Origin of the sequence: Rhizorhabdus phycosphaerae (genome assembly GCF_011044255.1) — a bacterium.
Lineage (GTDB): Bacteria > Pseudomonadota > Alphaproteobacteria > Sphingomonadales > Sphingomonadaceae > Rhizorhabdus > Rhizorhabdus phycosphaerae.
The window spans coordinates 1,352,358-1,371,496 of the sequence record NZ_CP049107.1 but is presented as its reverse complement, the minus strand read 5'-3'; the positions used below and the strand labels follow the sequence as shown (position 1 = coordinate 1,371,496).

Sequence of the window (19,139 nt, the reverse complement as noted above, 5' to 3'; positions counted from 1 at the left end):
ACCCTCTTAGAGGGAGAGGGCTGCGCCGGCTCCATGACGGGTTGAGGGTCGAGAGAGAGTCTCCCGGCCGCCCGTCATGGAGAAGACCCATGACCAAGCATGTGAAGATCGTCCTGAGCGGTTCGCGGGACATTCCGTTCAATCAGCTGGTGCTGAGCCAGGCCAACGTCCGCCGCGTAAAGGCGGGCGTCTCGATCGACGCGCTCGCCGCGGACATCGCCCGGCGCGGCCTGTTGCAGAGCCTGACCGTCCGCGCCCAGCGCGATGCGGAAGGCAACGAGACCGGCCTGTTCGAAGTGCCGGCCGGCGGGCGCCGCTTCCGCGCACTCGAAAAGCTGGTCAAGCAGCGCCGGATGGCCAAGACCGAGCCGGTGCCCTGCATCGTGCGCGACGATGATCAGATCTCGGCCGAGGAGGATTCGCTCGCCGAGAACGTCCATCGCGAGGCGTTGCATCCGCTCGACCAGTTCCGCGCTATGCAGCAGCTCGTGATGCAAGGCACCGACATCGAGACCGTCGCCGCCACCTTCATGACGACCCCCGCCGTCGTGAAGCAGCGGCTGCGCCTCGCTTCCGTCTCGCCCAAGTTGCACGAAGTCTATGCCGAGGACGGCATGACCCTCGAACAGCTGATGGCCTTCTCGGTCGCCGAAGACCATGAGCGCCAGGAGCAGGTCTGGGAGCTGCTTCAGTCCAGCTACAACCAGCAGCCCTACATGATCCGCTCCAGGCTGACCGAGCAGGCCGTGCGAGCGACGGACAAGCGGGTCCGCTTCGTCGGGCTCCACGCCTATGTCGCCGCGGGCGGCTATGTGCTCCGCGACCTGTTCGAGGAGGATCAGGGCGGCTGGCTGCAGGATGTGACCCTGCTCGATCGCATGGTCGACGAGAAATTGAAGGCCGAAGGCGTTCGGGTCGGGGAAGAAGGCTGGAAGTGGGTCGCAGTCGCGGTCGACTTTCCCTACGATTATGACGACGGCATGCGCGTCATCGACGGCGACCAGCCCGAGATGACCGACGCCGACGAGGCCAGGCTCACGTCGCTTCGCGAGGAAGCCGAGGCCCTCGAGGAAGAATGGTCGGGCGCGGGGGACATCCCGGACGAGGTCGATGCCCGCGTCACCGCGATCGACGAGGAGATCAGTGCGATCGTCTCACGTCCGTTAGTTTATCAGCCGACGGAGATGGCGCGTGCCGGTGTGTTCGTCAGCATTGACGTCGATGGCTCGCTTTATGTCGAGCGCGGCTATGTCCGGCCCGAAGACGAACCCGCCGAGGAGTCGACCGGGGGTGACGACGAGGGCGCAGATGCGTTCACCGACCCGACCCAGCGCGATGATGGCGGCAATTCGGGCGCCGCAGTCGTCTCGGTCGGCGGCGCGGTCAGCACCGAAACTGGTGATGACGAGGATGACCAGGACGACATGCTGCGTCCGCTTCCGGACCGCCTCGTGACGGAGCTGACTACCTATCGCACGCTCGCGCTCCGCAACGCGGTGGCGCACAGCCCGCAGGTCGCCTTCGCGGCCGTTCTGCACGCGCTCACGCTCGAGACCTTCTACAGCTATTCCTCGGCGGAAAGCTGTGTGGGCATTTCGGTCCGGGGCGGCAGTCTTGGCGTCCATGCGCCGGGGCTGAACGACAGCGCGCCGGCGCGTGCGATCGACGAGCGGCATGAAGGCTGGTCCGAGCGTCTCCCCGATCAGCCTGCCGAATTGTGGGATTTCCTCATCGCCTTCAGCGCCGATGACCAGGCGGCACTCTTTGCCCATTGCGCGTCGTTCGGGATCAACGCGGTCTGGGAACCGGCCAATCGCTATAATGACGGCCGCGTCTCCGCGCGGACCGTCTCTGGCAGGATCGAGCACAGCCACGTCCTCGCCCGTGCCGCCAATCTCGATATGGTCGCAGCCGGCTGGACCGCTACGGTCGACAATTATCTCGGCCGCGTGACCAAGGCGCGCATCCTGAGCGCGATCGATGATGCCAAGGGCGCCGAAGCCGCTGGGCGCCTCACCGGCCTGAAGAAGCCCGAAATGGCGAAAGAGGCCGAACGCCTGCTTGAGGGCAGCGGCTGGTTGGCAGAGCCACTGCGCACTCCGCCTGTCGAACCGGTCGAAGAAGCGGCGGCGATCGACGGCGAACCGGCTGTGGCAGTCGAACCGACTCCGGAGCAGGATGGCGGCGAGAGCGAAGAGCATTTCGCCGTCGCGGCTGAATAGCTTCTTCTTATCCGGGGCCTGTCGCATGGCAGGCCCCGGTTCTTTTCGTGGAGATGCCCATGGCCGGCACCGCGTCCGACCTTTCCCAGCTACTCGCCCGCAGTGCGGAAGCGGTTTGCCGTCACTATCTCGCTGCCGGCCGCCGCGAAGGTCGCTACTGGATCGCGGGCGATGTCCATGGGTCCAAGGGTCGCAGCCTTTATGTTCGGCTGAAGGGCGGCGAACATGGCAAAGGAGCGGCAGGCAAATGGACCGACGCCGCCACTGGCGATCACGGCGACCTGCTCGATCTGATCAGGCTCAACTGCGGTCACCGCCTGCTCTCGGACACGCTCGACGAGGCGCGCCGCTTCCTGGCACTGCCGCGTGAAACGCCCGCGTTCGACCCCGACCAGCCGGCCGTGCCGACGGGTTCGCGCAAAGCTGCGCAGCGTCTCTTTGCCGCCTCCCGCCCGATCGCGGGCACGCTTGCCGAACGCTATCTCCGCACGCGCGGCATCTTAGATGTTCGCATGGAACGCTGGCTGCGCTTTCATCCTCGCTGCTGGTACCGCCCGTCCGAGGCAGACGCGCCAGGCACGCCGAGCGTCTTTCCCGCGCTGATCGCCGCCGTCACCGACAATGATCACGCCATTACCGGTTGTCACCGCACATGGCTCGCACCTGACGGCTCAGCCAAGGCACCCGTCGCCACGCCGCGCAGAGCGATGGGCGACCTCCTCGGCATGGGTGTGCGTTTCGGGAACGCGTCCCCGATCATGATCGCCGGCGAGGGCATCGAGACGATGCTGTCGCTGCGTCAGGTCGTTGCCGCACCGGCGATCGCGGGCTTGTCGGCCGCCCACCTCGCCGCAGTCCGGTTTCCGGCCGGACTCCAGCGCCTCTATATCGCACGCGACGATGATCCCGCGGGCACGGGCGCCTTGATGACGCTCACCGAACGGGCGACCGAGGCCGGAATCGACATCGTACCGCTCGAACCGCAGCTGGATGACTTCAACAGCGATCTTCGCGCCTTCGGCCGGGAACGACTGGCGGCGAGCTTGCGCGCCCAGCTTCGGACCGAGGATGCCGAGCGTCCGCTGAGACACGGCTAAGTTCAGCGCTCCCGATCGCACACGAGCAGCGGCCGCAAGGCCTCCCTCGTATAGAGACGCCACGCCCGGCCTTCCTCGAGAGGGCGACTGCGGCAGCCGGCCCGGGCCGGCAATGGCTTCGCTCACGGCTATTTTCCGCCGGGGCTGAAGCCCCTTTGCAGCGCGAATCAAAATAGCCTTTCCTCCGCCATCCTCCGCTCGCGCTCCGGCCGCGCATGCGCGCGGTGCAGGCCCGGTCCGCCCGCCGCCGGTCGTCGCCAGGAAGGCCGCGAGAGGCGCGGCTTTGAAACGACGGAGGCCAGCATGACGACTGACAACGATCCCGACGGGCAAGAACCGCAGCCCGGTTCCACCGCTTACCTTCTGCAAGAGATGCAGCTTTATGGCCATCGGCCCTTCGAAGACGAACCCGATCATCGCCCGTTGCCCGATGCCCGCATTGCCGGCGGCGCGATCGCCGACATCTTCGATGCCATCGTATCTTCGCTGATCGACACGCGGATCGAACCCGACCTCGAGGATCTGGCCTGGGGAATCGTCAACGTCTTCCACCGTGCCGGCGAGCGGATCGAACGCGAGCTCGACGACAATGAGCGGGAGCAGAAGCGCCTCCAGCGCGAACAGGACGGCAGCGAGGTCAGATCGGTCGAGCTCGAACGCCGGATCGCCGAGGGGATCACGATGCTCGAACGCCGCGACACCATGGAATTTCTCCGCGACACGGCCGCCGACCAGTTCCGCACCCACATTCGCAAGGCCTGGCTCCCGCGCTCGGGTGCGATGGTCAACCGCAAGATGCTGACATCAGCCGTTCTCGACAGCCGTCGGCAGATCGACAAACGCTCGTATCAGGACGCCCGTGTCCTCAATCCGGATGGCGTCCGGATCGCATTCACCGGGGGGGCTTACTTCAACGATCACAAGCTGATCTACGCCACGCTCGACAAGGTTCATGCGCAATTGCCCGACATGATCCTTCTGCATGGCGCAACGCCCACCGGAGCCGAACGCATCGCCGCCTGCTGGGCACGCGACCGCAATGTCCCACAGAAGCCCTACAAGCCTGATTGGGACCGCCACAAAAAAGCCGCCCCGTTCAAGCGCAACGATGCGATGCTCGAGGAAATGCCGAGGGGCGTCATCATCTTCCCGGGCACCGGCATCCAGGACAATATCGCCGACAAGGCGCGCAAGATGGGCATTCGGCTATGGGATTTCCGCAGACGGACAGACTGATATCAGGGTCCGTCGTTCAAGGACCGGGACACGAACGGTTGCTTTGCACAAGAGCAGAGGCCGCTCAGCCGACCGCCGACATGGGTTCTCTGGATCATCTGTGGCAAATTCACGACGACCGCCGACGCGACCGAACTATGAGTTGATCTATCAAGCCGGCGCATGGGTCTCGACTGGTTGCAGCACATAGCCATCGAAAATGATCTTCTTGCACGAAAGGCGTGCAAGAATCGGTGTTAATGTATCGATGTCTTCGCTTGTGGAGACGATCACCTGCTGACCCGTTCCACGATGACTTGCTGCTCGCTCAAGCAAATGACCAAAACTAACCTTTGATGAAGATTGTTGGCGCGGCTCATCGAGCAGCAGCATGCCAGGATGATTGGTCGTGTAATTTCGAGCGAGCTCTAGGAGTCCAAGTTGGTACGCCCATTTTAGGCGAATGGCGTCGCTCGCTGATGTCTCGAAGCCAATCTCATAGCCTTCTTTCTGCGGGCGATAGCTGTCTTCGTCGATCGTCAGGTCCTTGGGTGCGAAGGTTGTGAACCCGAAGGCCTGTGCTAATTGTCGTACTGAGCCTGTGAGCGCGTCGAGCTTATCCTTATCATCCGCAGTCATTTTATCGGACGGAAGCAGCCGACCCGCCTTCAACAATTCTGTGAATTCTGCAGATAATATGTGGAGGCGGCTTGCTGTATCACCCAGTGATGCGATCAGGCCTTCAAGATCGCGAATGCGGGCTTCGATGCGTACGCGCTCCTCGACGGCCGCTGCCGAGGGTGCACTAGATGGACCCAGCAGGTCCGTACGTATTGTTCGAACGCGCGTGTATAACTGGGCGATCTCCCCTGCGGCGACCACGCTCAGATCCTCAAGGCGCCGCTGCTCGGCCTGCTCCCGCTTCAAGATATCTTCGAACATCTTGAGCTGTGACCGGACGTACTCGATGTTGTCCTCGATCGGCATTACCGCCTCAAGGACTTCCTGGGAGATCAGGGCATCAACGAGGCTCTGCTCGCAGGTGGGGCACTGCTCTGGTGTTAGATTTCCAGCGGTTCCGGCGTAGCGCTGAAGCCTCTGAACGTCTTGGTTCTTCTGTAGGTCCTCTTTTAGCTGGGTGATACGGCGCTCGAGAGACACGATATCGGCATCCTTTAGCTGTCGCACCTTATGAATTTCGAGGCGCTTCTGATTGCGCGCGTCGATGTCCTTTCCAAGCGCTTCAAGCTCTGCCGTGAGGGCATCCGCCGTCTCGCCGACCTCAGGGACCTTCGCCTCGGTCAGAGCAGCGACCCGGCCTCGTAATGCGGCCAATATCGTTTCGACTACTACGTCGTCGTCATCCTGTACTAGGGAGACTGTCCACCGTTCGAGGCTGTCAATGTCCATCGTCGGCCGAGGAGGAAGGCCGCTTAATGTGCCGCCAGCGCGCCGCGCGACGCGCATCATCTCATCGACCACGCCTGTCCAGTTGCGTGCATTCTCCTCGATTTTCTCCTTCAATCGTTGGCGCTGAAGTTCGAGCGTGTGGACGTCGAGATCCATAATGAATTCGACTGCGCGCTTTTGGACATCGCGGACGCGCAGATATGTCGGGATAGCGGCAGGGATTGTGGACCAGCCGCGCTTTTGCTCGACCCAGAAGAGCGGGAACACAGTTTCCAGCGGAAGTTTTCCCTCGGGGCCTTCATATTTCCGCACGACCGGCATATCCCAGCCGATGAAGGCTTCGAGGAAGTGCAGGAAGCCATCCTCGCGCTGGAAAGCGCCTGGATCGCGAACGAAGAACTGTCGTGAAGAAGCGCTCGCGGACGGTTCGGTCAGCATGGGGCCGAACCACACCGTGACAAGGCGCGTGTCGATGCCAGGTTCCTTGATCGGTCTGCGGACCGTGACGATGGTCCCGGCACCATTCTCAATTTCGAGCTCGACAAACGAGCTGGTAACGGGGAGTTCGCTCTCGTCATCCCTCAGCAAATACGTCGTCAATGCGTGAGGTACCGGCACCTCCCGACTCGGGCTGAGCATCTTCTCCATGCCAAGCACGTAGAGCAGTGCCTGCATGCTGGTCGATTTACCCTTCGTGTTGTCGGCCCAAATCACGTTGAGGCCCGCCTGGAACGGGAAATCGGCCCCGTAGAGACCGTCTTGTGTAAGGGCGCGCAATCGCAGGTGTCTAAGGCGCAGGGTCAAAGCAGCGTCTCCATACGCCAGATGCGGGTTACGATCTCTTCAGTGGCTCGTTTGGCTACGATGGTCAGAAAGGCGCGCTCATGCTGAAGCACATCGGACTTGGCGTCGATCGCTGATGCAACGTTTTGTCCTAACGGCGTCAGCGTGATCGTCTTACCTTTGCTTACTTCAACATATTTGAGGCCATGCGCCAAAGCGACAGCCCGGTTAAGCCAGGGCTCCACCCGGACCTGAACTTCGCTGGTCTTTCGTTCGCCGCGCAGCACGGCGTGGACCTGCTTCCGGCTGCCTTCAGTGCGGATCGAGTGCGCCAAGAATTGCAGCTTGAGGAAACTCGCTTTTCTGCCGCGGCTGTGGAGCAGACTAAGGAGAACAACCGAAATTCCCCATGACATGCGAAGGTCACCGGCGACCGGCTCGGGTCGTGCGGTGAAGGAGAAGTTGGCGCCCTGCAGCGCTTCGAGGAACAGGCTTTCAAGCGGCATCGGGGAAATCGAGTGGGCAGCGCATGATCCATTCGGAGATGGTGCCAAGCGCAATTTCATGCGCGTTATCGTCCGACAACGTCGGAGCAGCGGTTTTGATGGCTTGAGTGAGCGAGGCGATCTCGGTGTTCAGGATGCTGCTGGGCAAGGTGCCCCCTTTCGGTCCAGCGAACGTGAGGGTGCGCGCACGGACTTGGATCGCGGCGGCGACCTTCTCGTGCATATCCGGCGCGTTGTTGCGTAGAGCATCAATGAGCCCATTTCCTCGTAGGAACGCCTCTATTCCGTGGGCCACGACCTCGCCCAAAGCTGGACCGCTGGCTCGTTTCCCTAATTTTACGGTGGCATTGGCGACGAGGTCGGCAGAACCCGCCTCCCAATTCTTCAATTCCTCCTTGCTGGGTGCAGCGACATTCAGCGACAGGTTGGTGAGTCCAGCCATCGCATCCTGCACCGCTTTCCCGGGGAAATGGGTCTGATCCTGGATGCAAACCTCGAAATTTTCGTCGAGCAGCGGCAGCCCTAGCTTACGCAGGTCGCCAGTTTTCTTCGCGCAATGGAGGTTCAAATCCTTACTGTCATGATTGGGGACAAGGAGTACCCAGGATTTTAGCTTCTGACCGAGCATGAGCTTGGAAACGTCGGCGGCTCCTTTGATGAGCTTGCCGAGATCGGTCGTCATTTTGCTTTTCTGACGATCAGCGCGGACCGCGATATCAAGAGGCTCTTCTGGCGCGTAGCATTGATAAATAACGCGTTCGATCAGACAGTAATAGTCGATGCCGAGATCTCCGCTATGGTTCGCGGGGACCTTGTGAACGTTCAATACGCCATGCCGACTTTGCAAAAGGCTATGGGAGAATTCCTCCCAATCGTCGGGTCCCCATTGATGGACTAAGCTCGCCACTTCCCCCCCCGAGCGTGATTACCGTCGAAGGTGTTTGTTGCATGTAAGACGCCCGATCTCAATCACGGTGATCAGCAGACGGCTTATGTTGGAAGCTGCCGTTCCGCGCCTGCGGCAGAAATGACCGTATGTCCCATCCGTCGCCGTCCAGCGCATCCGCTTGCACCTGCTGAACGCTCCATCAAAGTAACCAAATAGCTTCCATTTCGGTGAGGTGCCAATCGGAGCTGCGAGACCTGCGGCGCCTGTTCACTACTACGCCGCAGGGTCACTCCCGCTCTTTGAGGCGCTAGTCCTTCCCGGGCCCGCGACCTTGTGACGATCAACCCTCAAGGGGTCCGCTATGCTGTGCATGCGGCCGCTTGGGCCTTTGTCCCTGCGCGGTGATCGCGGTCGCGCGCCCGGATGCGTCGGCGCCTGTCGAGCGGGGAGTGGCCCCGCTTCCCAACGACGGGAGCCGATCATGAGCCTCGAAGCCGCACAGCGCTACGCCTGGAACCTCGCCTGCACCCTCAAGGTCATCATCATCCTGATCGAGACTGACGATGGATACAACGCGATGCCGAGCGACGAATATGACGGCGACGTCGAGCGCGTGATCCGAGAATATGATGTCTACGCAAGCTGATACAACAATTCGGCTCGACCTGATGATCCCGCCAACGGTTTCGCTGGCGGGTCATTTCTGCTATCATTTTGACGCGCTGTGGTGGCTGGTGGAAGCGCGTCAACCCCTTGTGAAAAGGACCTGACGCCATGCCGATTCTCTTGCCTCTCTCCCTGATCGGGTTCGGCTTTCTGATCTACCAGCTCTTCGCGGGCGCCACTTTGGCGCTCCCGATCGCGCTCGGCGTCGCCGTAGGCCTTTCCGCCCACCAGCTCGGCTGCTCAGCTTTCGCCTCGATCGCCGTGGGCGTCATCGCCTTCATGGGCGTAATCGCTGCGAGCCGCGCGGCGGCACTGAAGCTCACCAACCCGCACGCCCGGATCGCGCTGGCCGTTCTATTCGCCCTGCCGGCGGCGCTTGCGGGCTATTCGCTCGCACACGCACTCGGCGTGCTTGTCGGCACCACCGGCATTGTCGCAGGCGTGGTTGCTGCGGTCCCGTGCGCCGCAATTGCCGCCCAGCGGATGCTCCGCCCCGCGCTCTGATCCTCGAACCCTGCAGACTTCAAAACAAGCCCCGCCCAGTCGATCCCGGGCGGGGCTTGTTTATGCATCTCTCGTCATGGCCGGGAGGAGGCGCCGATTGGCTGTGTCGCAATCCCCTACCGTCGGCGTTGGGCGCTTCGGAAAGAGGGCGTCACCCATAAACGCAACCCTCATGTGACCTTGATGGACGGCTGATTCGCGGAGACCTCGCTCTTCGCCGGAACGGCAGTGTTATCGGCGCGGGCACGAGGACAGGGTGACCGTCCTGTCTGTCAGCGTCGGTATCCGAAACCACGATCGGGAAGAGGGGCTTCTGGAAGGGCTCCGAGAAAGGCGCCACGTCTCCCTTGGCGGATCCAGGCCAGTGCCCAAACGGCCTCTCTTCATGGCTTTGATGATCGGGACCGGCTTCGCCTCTGCCGCTCATGGCCGCAACGGCTCTGGGTCACTTTTTTCCCCTGCCGGCTGCGCCGGCATTCCTCGCGGGTCAAAAAAGCGCCCCGCCGCCGTCTTCCGCTGACGCTTCAGGTCTGACGACTGCGGCCGCGGCAGCCCCGGTCATGTCCCAAGCCATCGAGACCGTGATGGGCACGGACCTCGTGGATCAAGACTGGAGACTTAACATGGCTACCATCGGCACCTTCAAGAAGACCGCCAACAACGAGTTCGTCGGCGACATCGTCACTCTCAGCGTTCAGGCCAAGGGCGTCCGCATCGTTCCCGACAGCAACCGCGCCAACGACAATGCTCCCTCGCATCGGGTAATGGTCGGCCGGGCCGAGATCGGCGCCGCCTGGACCAAGCAGTCCAACGAGGGCCGCGACTATCTGGGCCTCAAGCTCGACGATCCGAGCTTCACCGCCCCGATCTACGCCAACCTCTTCGACGATGAGGACGGCGAGACCTTCAACCTAATCTGGTCGCGCCCCGGCCGCCGCAACGGCGATTGAGCCGGACCACCAAGCCCCGTCCGGGATCAACCGGGCGGGGCTTTCGTTTGATCCATTTTGGCGTTAATTATTAACCACTTGCGATAAGCGGACGCTTATTTCCCGATAAGGCGTGGCCTCATTGCGCACTGCAACATTGGCCACATAGCTTATGGTCGCAGGGGGCATCGAGGAGATTACGATGCCAGGTTATCATCGCTTACGCTTACCCGCCGACTATCAGGTCCTGACCGCATTGGATGCACGCGGATTCGCCTGGGAATGGCTTCGGCGTAATTCTGAGTTTCGCGACCTCTACTGCTCGGCGGCCGCGCAGGCACGACGCGCCAGAACAACCGGCGAAGCGATCGCACGGCGATCCGCCCGAACGCTCATCACGATCGCGCAGCACCCGCTGGCAAGGAGGTGGTCCCAATGGGGGCTCACCTTTCGCGCCCGATCCCGACACCGGCGCAGTCGAGGCGCCGGCGGTCGCCTGGAGTCCCGAGCTTGATACCTCAGTCCTCACGATCGTCCGCCCCGTACCGTGGGCGCGGCCCATCAGCGATCTCCGCTTCCTGTTCGAGCGCTGGGGCGAGCGCGTGTACCGGATCGGATCGCCGGGCGGAACGCACCTCCTAATCCGCCGACGCGGCGCGCCCGAGCTATCGCTCTGGCTGCCTTCCGGCCTTGCCCCTGCCAGAGGCGGCGGCTTCGGCATTTATCTTCATCCAGACAACGGGCACACGGCGCGCGTTCAGGCCGCCACGAACTTCCGGCGCGCAATTGGCCACGGCAGCCCGCTTCGCTATGTGCCGTTTGCCCATGCTCGCCGTCACGCGGCCATGCTCTGTGTCCACGATCTGTCCCGGCAGGGCGCGTCGCTCCGCGACATTGCCGAACTGCTGCTCGATCCGATGCCGCCCGACTGGCGGACGAGCTCCGAACGATCGGACCTTCGCCGCCTGCTCGATGTGGGCAGGGAGATGATCGGACAAGGATATAGACGACTGTTGGGACCACGCCCACCAACATAGCCGGTCGCTCGCTTGCGATGTGGTCGGAACGCACACCCCATCTTTCCGGCCACCACAGGTCTTCTTTCGTCGCCGATGATGACCGGGTTCGCGAGGCGCTTGGCAGGCGCCTCGCTTCCTCGAGCCAGGAGCCCGGTCATGCCCGATATCATCAAGGACACACGTTATCTGCGCACCAAGGAGGCCGCCCACTATGTCGGCCTCTCGGCGCGCACGCTCGAGAAGCATCGCACCTACGGCACCGGTCCCGCCTACCGGAAGATCGGCGGGCGCGTCGTTTACACGCTCGAGGATTTGCGCGCCTGGGCCGACCGCGGCGCGTGCGCATCCACGTCTGACCCGAACAACGGCACTGTGCCGCCAGCGGCGCGGCGGCCCGGCGATCATGCGCCGGAGCAGGGCTGATGGAACGCGTTCCCGCCAGTTCGGCAGATGCGGTTACCGCGCCGCGTCGCTCGCTTCGCCATCCGCTGCGCGCCTGCTTGCTTGCTTGCGGTGGCGGCGCGCTCGCTCTCTTGCTCTTGCCCACCATTCACCGTCCGCAACTGCGGCTGGTCTGGAACGCGTCGGCGAGCGTGCCGCTTGGGCTCTACCGTATCGAGCCGGGTGCTGCCCCGCGGGTCGGCGATCTCGTCGCGTTGCGACCGTCGCCCGCCCTCGGGCGCTTCATGGCCGAGCGGCGCTACGTCGAAGCCAACGTACTGCTGATCAAGCCCGTCGCCGCCGCAAGCGGCGCGACTGTGTGCCGCATCGGCGTGCGCGTCACGATCGACGCGCGGCCCGTCGCCTCCGCGCTGCCGCGCGATCGCTTCGGCCGCCCGCTGCCGGCGTGGTCGGGATGCCGGCGATTGCGAGCAAGCGAGGTGTTTTTGATCGCACCTTACCGGCGAGATTCGTTCGACAGTCGCTATTTCGGAGCGGTCGACCGCCGCCGGATTGTCGGGCGCGCATTACCGCTGTGGACCTGGTCATGAGCGCCGGGTCTCTCCGGTGCCTCTGCGCGATCGTGCTGCTCGCCGGCGGCATATCCAGCACCGCACAGTCGGCTCGCCCTCGGACGGGCAACGTTTGCGCGGGGTATGCCGCAGAAGCCGCCAGCCGCTCCGGCCTATCGGTCGATATCGTGCTGCGCGTGATGATGGCGGAGTCCGGCGGCAACGCCCGGATCGTATCGCCCAAAGGGGCGATGGGATGCATGCAGATCATGCCGGCAACCTGGACCTATCTGAGCGCCCGCTACAGTCTCGGCGCCGATCCGTTTGATCCTCGCCGCAACATGATCGGCGGCGCTATGTATCTCGCGGAACTGACCGCCCGCTACGGATTGGCAGGCGCTATCGCGGCCTACAACGCTGGCCCGGGACGATATGAGCGCTACGTCAGCGGTTCGAAGGCGCTGCCGGCAGAAACCATAGCATACGTCCAGCGGATAGGAGCCTCCGCACGCAGCCCCGTCGCCGGCCCCGTCGTCGGTCCGGCGCGATGGCAGGAGGCTGGTCTTTTCCTCGTGCGTGGTCCCTCACAGAAGGCGACACCGACTGTCGCCAATGAGGTATCGACAACCGGCCGTCCGGTTACCGTTGATCGGCTCTTCCCCCTGGGTAGAATCGCCGAGGCGCGAGCTGCGGGCGCCGCTGGACCCTAAGATGCGATGCGCTATCTCACGAATATGACGACATGGAATCTCGACACATTGCGCGGCCTCGATCTCAAATACGCGAAAGAGGGCGTGCACATGCACCAGCGGCCCTTCCGCGCTGCGACCGAAATCCTCGGCTCCGCTTTCTCGATGGGTGTCGGCGGAAATCCCGAGGTGCAAAAGATCATGGCGGCCTACGAGGCCATGATGCCGGAGGTAAACAGTTCATGGCCCGGCATGGGAATCGGTTTGGCCGCCGTCGTTGATCAGGTGCGCAAGGTGACGGTCCCCGTCGTGTTCGGCGAGCAGGCGCTTGAAGCGTGGAGTGCCCTTGGCTTTCCCACCAAAGAGGCTTGGTGGTCCTGGTGCCGCGAAGACGAACGGATGGCCGCTGGGACAGCGTTCGCCTTCGCCGATCTGCTCGATCTAACCTATGGGCTCGACGAGCTGAAAGGCGGCACCGGCCCTGATCTCGATTTGTGGAAGATGGCAACATCCAATCTCGCCGACGCCGCGAACAATTTGCCGACAGCGTTCAGCGTGGACTCCGTGCTCCAGCCGATCTGTCTGGTTGCCGAGCTGTCGATGAAGGCGGCTCTGGTGCGCAGCGGCGCCGACCCAAAAAGCTTTGGACAGAAGGGAGCGGAAGGCCACGATCTCAAGAGGCTTAGCAGTCGGCTCGCGACTGAGACGCCACATCGCGACGATGCGCTGATCGGCCACATCGTCGCACGGATGCCAGCCTATGTGGGAAGCCGTTACAAACCTGCGGGCCGGACTCGACTGGACGTCGTACAGCTCGCACTTGGCGTCCAGTTCATTGCGGCGTCGGCGGTACGGCGCCACAGCGACTGCGACTTTGCGCGGCCGATGGAGACGGGCGATTGGCCTGCACCGCGGCCGCCGTTCTTCGACAGCTGAACTCTGTGCATGCGCGCTCGAGGTGACGGATCTGATGGCGCATCCAAGCGAGTATTCGCCGATCGTTACCCGTCACCAATGTTGGCCGCCGATTTCGGCAATTTGGCGCGAGCGGTTTCTTCGGCTTCTGTCGCAAACGCCCGTGCGCCGCGCCGTCGGTACAGGAGCTTCGATTGCGCGCCGTCATCGCCCTGGAGACGGATGGCGAGATCGAGAAACGCGCCGTACAGCAAGGCGCGGTCGTCGTCGGCAAGTGCGACAAGTCCGGCTTTCTGCACGAGCCCCCCAAGCTCGATCAGATGCTTGGTGCGTTCTCTTCGTGCCACGACCCAGGCTCTCGTGTCGCTGCGCGCCCGAGCGGCCTCAAGCCTGTTCCGCGCCTGTTTCAGCCGCCTTGCCGCTCGCACCAGTGTCACCAGCGCGGCGCGAGGATCGCCGGCTTGTTTCCCGAAAAAACTGCGCGCCGCGCGTGCTCCACTTCGTCGTGACCGATTTCTCCTTCTCTTCCACTGCCGCAAGGAGCGCACCGGCAAGGAGGTCGGGCTCGAGCGCATCGGCGCCCGTCGCCTCGATCAGCTCACCGAACTGCTGGATCTTGCGCTGCTTGAGCAGCTTCGCCCGGTCGTTGAGTGCCTTCAGCTCGGCATCGAAATCCCGTACCTTTCGCATCGTCGCATCTCCACTAGCGCTGTCGATGCGGTTTAGCTGGGCGGGTTAGCCTTGAGTTCAACGCCTCAAATCTCTCAGGCGTGCTCTAGCGCATGAGAGCGCGCTTATACGTCGTACCGACGTCGCGAGTTCAGGCGTAAATGGGTTGCCGCGATGGCGATCTATCACTTCTCGGCCAAGATCATGGGGCGCGGCACCGGCCGCAGCGCGGTGGCGTCTGCTGCCTATCGCTCTGCCTCGCGCCTCCACGACGAGCGGCTCGGCCGCCATCACGACTTCACCAACAAGGCAGGCGTCGTCCATTCCGAGGTGATGTTGCCCGAAGGCGCGCCTGTACGCCTCTGCGACCGCGAAACTCTCTGGAACGAGGTCGAGACGACCGAGAAGCGGAAGGACGCGCAATTCGCCCGCGAGGTGGAATTTGCAATCCCGCGCGAAATGACCAGCGAGCAGAGCATCGCGCTCGCGCGCGAGTTCGTCGACCGTGAGTTCGTCCAGCGCGGCATGGTCGCCGATCTCAATGTGCACTGGGATATCGGCCCCGACGGCGAGGCCAAGCCGCACGCGCATGTCATGCTGACCATGCGCGAGGTTGGCCCGGACGGGTTTGGGCCAAAGGTGCGCGAGTGGAACGCCACGGCATTGCTGCAGAGCTGGCGCGAGAATTGGGCGAGCCACGTCAACGATCGCCTGGCGCAGCTCGGCATCGAAGTGCGGATCGATCACTGCAGCTATGACGCGCAGGGCATCGAGCTGGAGCCGCAGCACAAGATCGGTGCCGCGGGCGCTCGCCGCGAAGCGAAAGGCGAGGACGCCGAACGCGCCCAGGACCATCGCGTCATCGCGCGCGACAATGGCGCTGCGATCATCGCTGATCCAAGCGTTGGGCTGGAGACGCTGACCAGGCAGCAGGCGACCTTCACGGTGCGCGACCTTGCCATGTTCGCGCATCGCCATTCGGACGGGCAGGAGCAGTTCGATCGCGTGCTCGCCGCCATGCGTCATCATGAAACGGTGCTCGCGCTCGGGCGCGACGGTCACGGCGCTGAGCGCTTCACTACGACCAGCATGTTGAGCGCGGAGCAGGCTCTGGTGCGCGACGCCGAGCGCCTCGCGGAGATGCGCGATCATGCCGTTTCGCGAACAGAGATCGGCCGCGCCGTTGATGGCGCCCAGGCACGCGGAATGCGGCTCGGCGCCGAACAGCGCGCCGCACTCGATCATGTACTACGCAAGCCCGGTCTCGCTCTTGTCGTCGGCTATGCCGGCGCCGGCAAATCGGCGATGCTGGGCGTCGCGCGCGAGGCGTGGGAAGCGGCCGGCTACACCGTGCGCGGTGCCGCGCTGTCGGGTATAGCCGCCGAGAATCTCGAAGGCGGATCGGGCATTGCATCCCGTACAATCGCGAGCTTCGAACATGGTTGGGCACGCGACCGCGATCGGCTCAATTCCCGCGACGTGCTGGTGGTCGACGAGGCCGGCATGATCGGGACTCGCCAGCTCCAGCGCGTGCTCGCCGAGGCCGCTGGCGCTGGTGCCAAAGTCGTCATGGTCGGCGATGCGCAGCAGTTGCAGGCGATCGAGGCGGGCGCGGCATTTCGTCTGCTCGCCGAGCGCCACGGTGCCGCCGAGATCGGTGAGGTCCGCCGCCAGACCGCCGAATGGATGCGCGAGGTGACCCGGGATTTCGCAACCGGTCGAACCGGCGAGGCGCTGGCCGCCTACAACCAAGCCGGCATGCTCCATGTTGCCGACACGCGCGATGCCGCCCGCGCGGCGCTCATCGATCGCTGGGATACAGAGCGCCGGGATGAGCCCGCCGCCTCGCGCATCATTCTCACCCATACCAACCAGGAGGTTCAGATGCTCAATCGTGCGGCCCGCGAGCGGCTCCATGCACAGGGCGAACTCGGAACGGACGTGGCGATCCGCGCCGAGCGCGGCTTGCGCGAATTTGCCGACAATGACCGGATCCTCTTCCTCAAGAACGAGCGTGATCTCGGTGTGAAGAACGGCACGCTCGGCACCATTGAGAAAGCCGCGCCGGACAATCTCTCGGTACGGCTCGACGACGGCCGCCGGATCGAGGTCGATCTCACGAGTTACGCGCACGTCGATCATGGGTACGCCGCCACCGTTCACAAAACGCAGGGCATGACCGTCGATCGCACCCATGTGCTGGCTACGCCCGGGCTGGACGCGCATTCCTCCTATGTCGCGCTCAGCCGTCATCGCGACGGCACTGCGCTTCATTATGGGCGTGACGATTTTGCCGACGAGAAGACGCTTCGGCAAACGCTCGGGCGCGAGCGCCCCAAGGATATGGCGCTCGATTATGATCGACCGACTGTGCCGGCTCCGGGACAGCAGCAGCCTGCGGCCACAGCGCGTGCGGCGGATAATGCTGCATCGAGCACACCTCGCGAAAATCCGCGCGGTCTGGTCGCGTTGGTTTCTCGCATGCTCGGCCGAACGGGTGACGAGCGCACGTCTGCGCCGGTGCTGGCGCGGGACGCCGATAGCGCGGTGAATACGCGGGCAGCGAGCGTAGCGGCTCTAGACGCCGGGAAGGTTCAGGAGGGTGCCAACGCCCGGGCCGTATCCGCAGCCAAGGCGGCGGACGTTGGCCGTAACGCCGATTCGGCGAACAGCGATCAGGCGAAGGCCCTCCGCGCGATGATGGCGGCACGCAATGCCGCGCCTCGTCAGACACCGGAATCGATGCGCGAAGCGATGGCTGCCGCGAAAAAGGCGCCCGCCGCCGCACGCGATAAAGATTATGGGGCTGAGCGGTGAGCGCGCCCGGTAACGGCGGCGGCGGCGATGTTCGGGGCTCCGAACCCATTATCCAGCAGATTGCCTTTCTCTCATCTTTTGCTGCGATCGCTGCATGCTGGCCGCTTGTTTGCCACATCGTGCCGGTCGATGACCGGTTCGCGTTCGCCGATCTCGCGCGCGAGCATTGGGCGCATCGCCACGCGCTCGAGCCGTGGCTCGAGCAACGCTGGGCGTGGCTCGCACTTCACGGCTATCATCTCTGGTTCGCGCTCGCCGTGCTTCCTGGCACGCTTGCCGCAGCCATCGTCCAGGGTGTCGATCGCCGGACATTCTCGCCGCTCGTGCATGCGCCGATCGGCTGGCTCGGCGGAAGCGTCTTGGGATATTGGCTCTACGCCAGCTTCCAATCGGACAGTTGGCCACTCGCGGTGATGATGCCAGCCGCTTTCGGATTTTTGGGCGGCGCCATCGCCGCACGTTTCGCCGCTAGTCCGCGAAAGGTCACGCATCTGCGCGGAACACGAGTGGGGGTCTTCACCGGCCAGCGTGGGGGGCGGCTCAAGGCCCGGCTGACGGGTGGCGTGACACTGGCGGGCGTACCGTTGTCCCGAGAGGACGAGACCATGCATGTCGCGGCGATCGGTGCGACCGGGTCGGGCAAGTCGACGGCGTTGCGCGCGCTGATGGCGGATGCGATCCGGCGTGGCGATCGCCAGGTGGTAGCCGACCCCGACGGCTCTGCGATGAGCGCTTTCTTTAAAGCCGGTGACGTCATCCTCAATCCATTCGATCCACGCTGCGCGCGCTGGGACTTGCTCGCCGAGATCGAGCGTCCAGGCGACCAAGCCTTTCTCGCCCAATCGCTACTGCCCCACCTAGGTATCGGCGAGCATGATCAGTGGATTACCTATGCCCAGCAGCTTCTCGCCGCGGCACTGGAGAACTTTGGGCGGCTGGGGCTCGGCACGACCAACGACCTCATCACAATGCTCGCGTCCGGCTCCGTCGCCGAGCTGAAGCTCCTGTGCCAAGGCACAGCCGCGGCGCGCTATTTCGAGCCCGGTGGTGAGAAAATGCTCGCCAGCATTCTCGGCACGCTGGCGCCAGCGATTGCAAACCTCCGCTTCCTCGCGGCGTTGGACGGCGAACCGTTTTCCGTCCGGAAATGGGTTCGTTCAGGCGCGGGTTCGCTTTGGCTGCCCTATACCGCCAACCAGGTGGCAGCATTGCGCGGACTGATCTCTTGCTGGATGAATATCGCCATTCTCGAGACGCTGTCGCTGCCTCCCGATCGCGACCGGCGAATATGGTTCCACATCGACGAGTTGGACGCCCTGGGCCGGATCGAGGGGCTGAAGGATGCGCAGGCTCGTCTCAGGAAATTCGGCGGTTGCGTCGCCATCGGCTTCCAGTCGTCGGCGCAGGTCAAAGCCGTCTATGGTGAGGGGGCTCATACCATTATAGAGAACTGCGGAAATCTGCTGCTGCTTCGTTCCGGTCTCAGTGAGGGCGGTGGAACTGCGGAGCTCGCCTCCGGTCTGATTGGCAGCCGCGAGGTTGAACGCGACGACGTCAGCCGATCGCGCACACACGGACGTTACACCTCGCGCTCAACCTCAATGCAGAGCAAGCGAACAACTGAAGAAGTAACATTGGCTAGCGAGATCATGCAACTTCCTAACCGAGAGGGCTTCGTAAAGCGCGCGACGATGCCAAAATGGAATCGCATCCGCTTTGCCTATGTGACCTATGTTCAGCAAGTGCCCCCATTCGAGCCAGCTCCGAGCTTGAATTCTCAGTAATGTTAAGCCTCGAACCGGTTGAGCAAGTTACGGCATCTCACATTGCAAAATTCGATAGCATATCTACTTCGA

At 63.4% G+C, this 19,139-nt stretch carries 19 protein-coding genes; 14 read left to right on the top strand and 5 right to left on the bottom strand.

Annotation, left to right across the window (positions count from 1 at the left end; all coding sequences use genetic code 11):
• Window positions 1–89 precede the first annotated feature (89 nt).
• The 3 genes from G6P88_RS06245 (at window position 90) to G6P88_RS06235 (ending at window position 4,555) form a co-directional block, all read left to right on the top strand.
• A complete protein-coding gene (locus G6P88_RS06245) occupies window positions 90–2,222 on the top strand; it encodes a ParB/RepB/Spo0J family partition protein (protein WP_165322377.1) in 2,133 nt (710 codons plus the stop codon).
• Between the two features lie 59 nt (window positions 2,223–2,281).
• Window positions 2,282–3,319 carry a DUF7146 domain-containing protein gene (locus tag G6P88_RS06240; protein ID WP_165322376.1) on the top strand — a complete coding sequence of 346 codons (1,038 nt, stop codon included), beginning with the start codon at window positions 2,282–2,284 and terminating at the stop codon, window positions 3,317–3,319.
• Between the two features lie 303 nt (window positions 3,320–3,622).
• Window positions 3,623–4,555 carry a DUF2493 domain-containing protein gene (locus G6P88_RS06235; protein WP_165322375.1) on the top strand — a complete coding sequence of 311 codons (933 nt, stop codon included), beginning with the start codon at window positions 3,623–3,625 and terminating at the stop codon, window positions 4,553–4,555.
• Window positions 4,556–4,705: 150 nt separating this feature from the next.
• Here G6P88_RS06235 and G6P88_RS06230 read toward each other — a convergent pair whose 3' ends face one another.
• Genes G6P88_RS06230 through G6P88_RS06220 form a run of 3 tightly spaced genes read right to left on the bottom strand, consistent with a single transcriptional unit; the run spans window position 4,706 to window position 8,059 of the window.
• Window positions 4,706–6,748 (bottom strand): hypothetical protein, encoded by a 2,043-nt coding sequence (locus G6P88_RS06230; protein ID WP_165322374.1) that lies wholly within the window; start codon window positions 6,746–6,748, stop codon window positions 4,706–4,708.
• Window positions 6,745–7,233, bottom strand: a complete 489-nt coding sequence (locus G6P88_RS06225) for a hypothetical protein (protein ID WP_165322373.1) — start codon at window positions 7,231–7,233, stop codon at window positions 6,745–6,747. Before G6P88_RS06225 ends, G6P88_RS06230 begins: the two co-directional genes overlap by 4 nt.
• A complete protein-coding gene (locus G6P88_RS06220; RefSeq protein ID WP_206335883.1) occupies window positions 7,223–8,059 on the bottom strand; it encodes a hypothetical protein in 837 nt (278 codons plus the stop codon). The genes G6P88_RS06225 and G6P88_RS06220 overlap by 11 nt, the downstream gene beginning before the upstream one ends.
• Window positions 8,060–8,603: 544 nt before the next feature.
• On the opposite strand from G6P88_RS06220, the gene G6P88_RS06215 reads away from it, so the two are divergent.
• The 9 genes from G6P88_RS06215 (at window position 8,604) to G6P88_RS06180 (ending at window position 13,818) form a co-directional block, all read left to right on the top strand.
• A complete protein-coding gene (locus G6P88_RS06215; protein WP_165322371.1) occupies window positions 8,604–8,768 on the top strand; it encodes a hypothetical protein in 165 nt (54 codons plus the stop codon).
• Between the two features lie 128 nt (window positions 8,769–8,896).
• Complete coding sequence (locus G6P88_RS06210) at window positions 8,897–9,292, top strand: hypothetical protein (RefSeq protein WP_165322370.1); 396 nt, start codon at window positions 8,897–8,899, stop codon at window positions 9,290–9,292.
• A gap of 623 nt (window positions 9,293–9,915) precedes the next feature.
• Entirely contained in the window at window positions 9,916–10,242 is a 327-nt protein-coding gene (locus tag G6P88_RS06205; RefSeq protein WP_165322369.1) for a DUF736 domain-containing protein, read from the top strand.
• A gap of 151 nt (window positions 10,243–10,393) precedes the next feature.
• On the top strand, window positions 10,394–10,735 hold the full coding sequence (locus G6P88_RS20525) for a transcriptional regulator domain-containing protein (protein WP_425594479.1): 342 nt from the start codon (window positions 10,394–10,396) through the stop codon (window positions 10,733–10,735).
• A gap of 88 nt (window positions 10,736–10,823) precedes the next feature.
• Window positions 10,824–11,258: a DUF2285 domain-containing protein gene (locus tag G6P88_RS20520; protein WP_226946744.1), complete on the top strand. Its 435-nt coding sequence runs from the start codon at window positions 10,824–10,826 to the stop codon at window positions 11,256–11,258.
• A gap of 138 nt (window positions 11,259–11,396) precedes the next feature.
• The gene (locus G6P88_RS06195) at window positions 11,397–11,663 is read left to right on the top strand and encodes a helix-turn-helix transcriptional regulator (protein ID WP_165322367.1); all 267 of its coding nucleotides are present in this window, start codon (window positions 11,397–11,399) and stop codon (window positions 11,661–11,663) included.
• Entirely contained in the window at window positions 11,663–12,232 is a 570-nt protein-coding gene (locus tag G6P88_RS06190) for a S26 family signal peptidase (protein ID WP_165322366.1), read from the top strand. Before G6P88_RS06195 ends, G6P88_RS06190 begins: the two co-directional genes overlap by 1 nt.
• Window positions 12,217–12,903, top strand: coding sequence for a lytic transglycosylase domain-containing protein (locus tag G6P88_RS06185; RefSeq protein WP_226946743.1), 687 nt, complete (start codon window positions 12,217–12,219; stop codon window positions 12,901–12,903). Before G6P88_RS06190 ends, G6P88_RS06185 begins: the two co-directional genes overlap by 16 nt.
• Before the next feature lie 24 nt (window positions 12,904–12,927).
• A complete protein-coding gene (locus G6P88_RS06180; protein ID WP_165324945.1) occupies window positions 12,928–13,818 on the top strand; it encodes a HEPN domain-containing protein in 891 nt (296 codons plus the stop codon).
• A gap of 65 nt (window positions 13,819–13,883) precedes the next feature.
• Here G6P88_RS06180 and G6P88_RS06175 read toward each other — a convergent pair whose 3' ends face one another.
• Together G6P88_RS06175 and traD are read right to left on the bottom strand one after the other, a co-directional pair.
• On the bottom strand, window positions 13,884–14,144 hold the full coding sequence (locus G6P88_RS06175) for a conjugal transfer protein TraD (protein ID WP_165324943.1): 261 nt from the start codon (window positions 14,142–14,144) through the stop codon (window positions 13,884–13,886).
• A 37-nt stretch (window positions 14,145–14,181) separates the two neighbouring features.
• Window positions 14,182–14,487, bottom strand: coding sequence for a conjugal transfer protein TraD (gene traD / locus G6P88_RS06170; protein ID WP_165322365.1), 306 nt, complete (start codon window positions 14,485–14,487; stop codon window positions 14,182–14,184).
• A gap of 153 nt (window positions 14,488–14,640) precedes the next feature.
• Here traD and traA point away from each other — a divergent pair, with 153 nt between their 5' ends.
• Together traA and G6P88_RS06160 are read left to right on the top strand one after the other, a co-directional pair.
• Window positions 14,641–17,283: a Ti-type conjugative transfer relaxase TraA gene (traA, locus tag G6P88_RS06165; protein ID WP_165322364.1), complete on the top strand. Its 2,643-nt coding sequence runs from the start codon at window positions 14,641–14,643 to the stop codon at window positions 17,281–17,283.
• Entirely contained in the window at window positions 17,280–19,067 is a 1,788-nt protein-coding gene (locus G6P88_RS06160) for a type IV secretion system DNA-binding domain-containing protein (protein WP_165322363.1), read from the top strand. The genes traA and G6P88_RS06160 overlap by 4 nt, the downstream gene beginning before the upstream one ends.
• Window positions 19,068–19,139 lie beyond the last annotated feature (72 nt).

Bases quoted from the DNA above. Each gene is read 5' to 3' on its own strand.
- G6P88_RS06245 (WP_165322377.1), top strand. From the start codon at position 90: ATGACCAAGCATGTGAAGATCGTCCTGAGCGGTTCGCGGGACATTCCG.
- traD (WP_165322365.1), bottom strand. From the start codon at position 14,487: ATGCGAAAGGTACGGGATTTCGATGCCGAGCTGAAGGCACTCAACGAC.
- G6P88_RS06240 (WP_165322376.1), top strand. From the start codon at position 2,282: ATGGCCGGCACCGCGTCCGACCTTTCCCAGCTACTCGCCCGCAGTGCG.
- traA (WP_165322364.1), top strand. From the start codon at position 14,641: ATGGCGATCTATCACTTCTCGGCCAAGATCATGGGGCGCGGCACCGGC.
- G6P88_RS06180 (WP_165324945.1), top strand. From the start codon at position 12,928: ATGACGACATGGAATCTCGACACATTGCGCGGCCTCGATCTCAAATAC.
- G6P88_RS06225 (WP_165322373.1), bottom strand. From the start codon at position 7,233: ATGCCGCTTGAAAGCCTGTTCCTCGAAGCGCTGCAGGGCGCCAACTTC.
- G6P88_RS06235 (WP_165322375.1), top strand. From the start codon at position 3,623: ATGACGACTGACAACGATCCCGACGGGCAAGAACCGCAGCCCGGTTCC.
- G6P88_RS06210 (WP_165322370.1), top strand. From the start codon at position 8,897: ATGCCGATTCTCTTGCCTCTCTCCCTGATCGGGTTCGGCTTTCTGATC.
- G6P88_RS06195 (WP_165322367.1), top strand. From the start codon at position 11,397: ATGCCCGATATCATCAAGGACACACGTTATCTGCGCACCAAGGAGGCC.
- G6P88_RS06205 (WP_165322369.1), top strand. From the start codon at position 9,916: ATGGCTACCATCGGCACCTTCAAGAAGACCGCCAACAACGAGTTCGTC.
- G6P88_RS20525 (WP_425594479.1), top strand. From the start codon at position 10,394: ATGGTCGCAGGGGGCATCGAGGAGATTACGATGCCAGGTTATCATCGC.
- G6P88_RS06215 (WP_165322371.1), top strand. From the start codon at position 8,604: ATGAGCCTCGAAGCCGCACAGCGCTACGCCTGGAACCTCGCCTGCACC.
- G6P88_RS06190 (WP_165322366.1), top strand. From the start codon at position 11,663: ATGGAACGCGTTCCCGCCAGTTCGGCAGATGCGGTTACCGCGCCGCGT.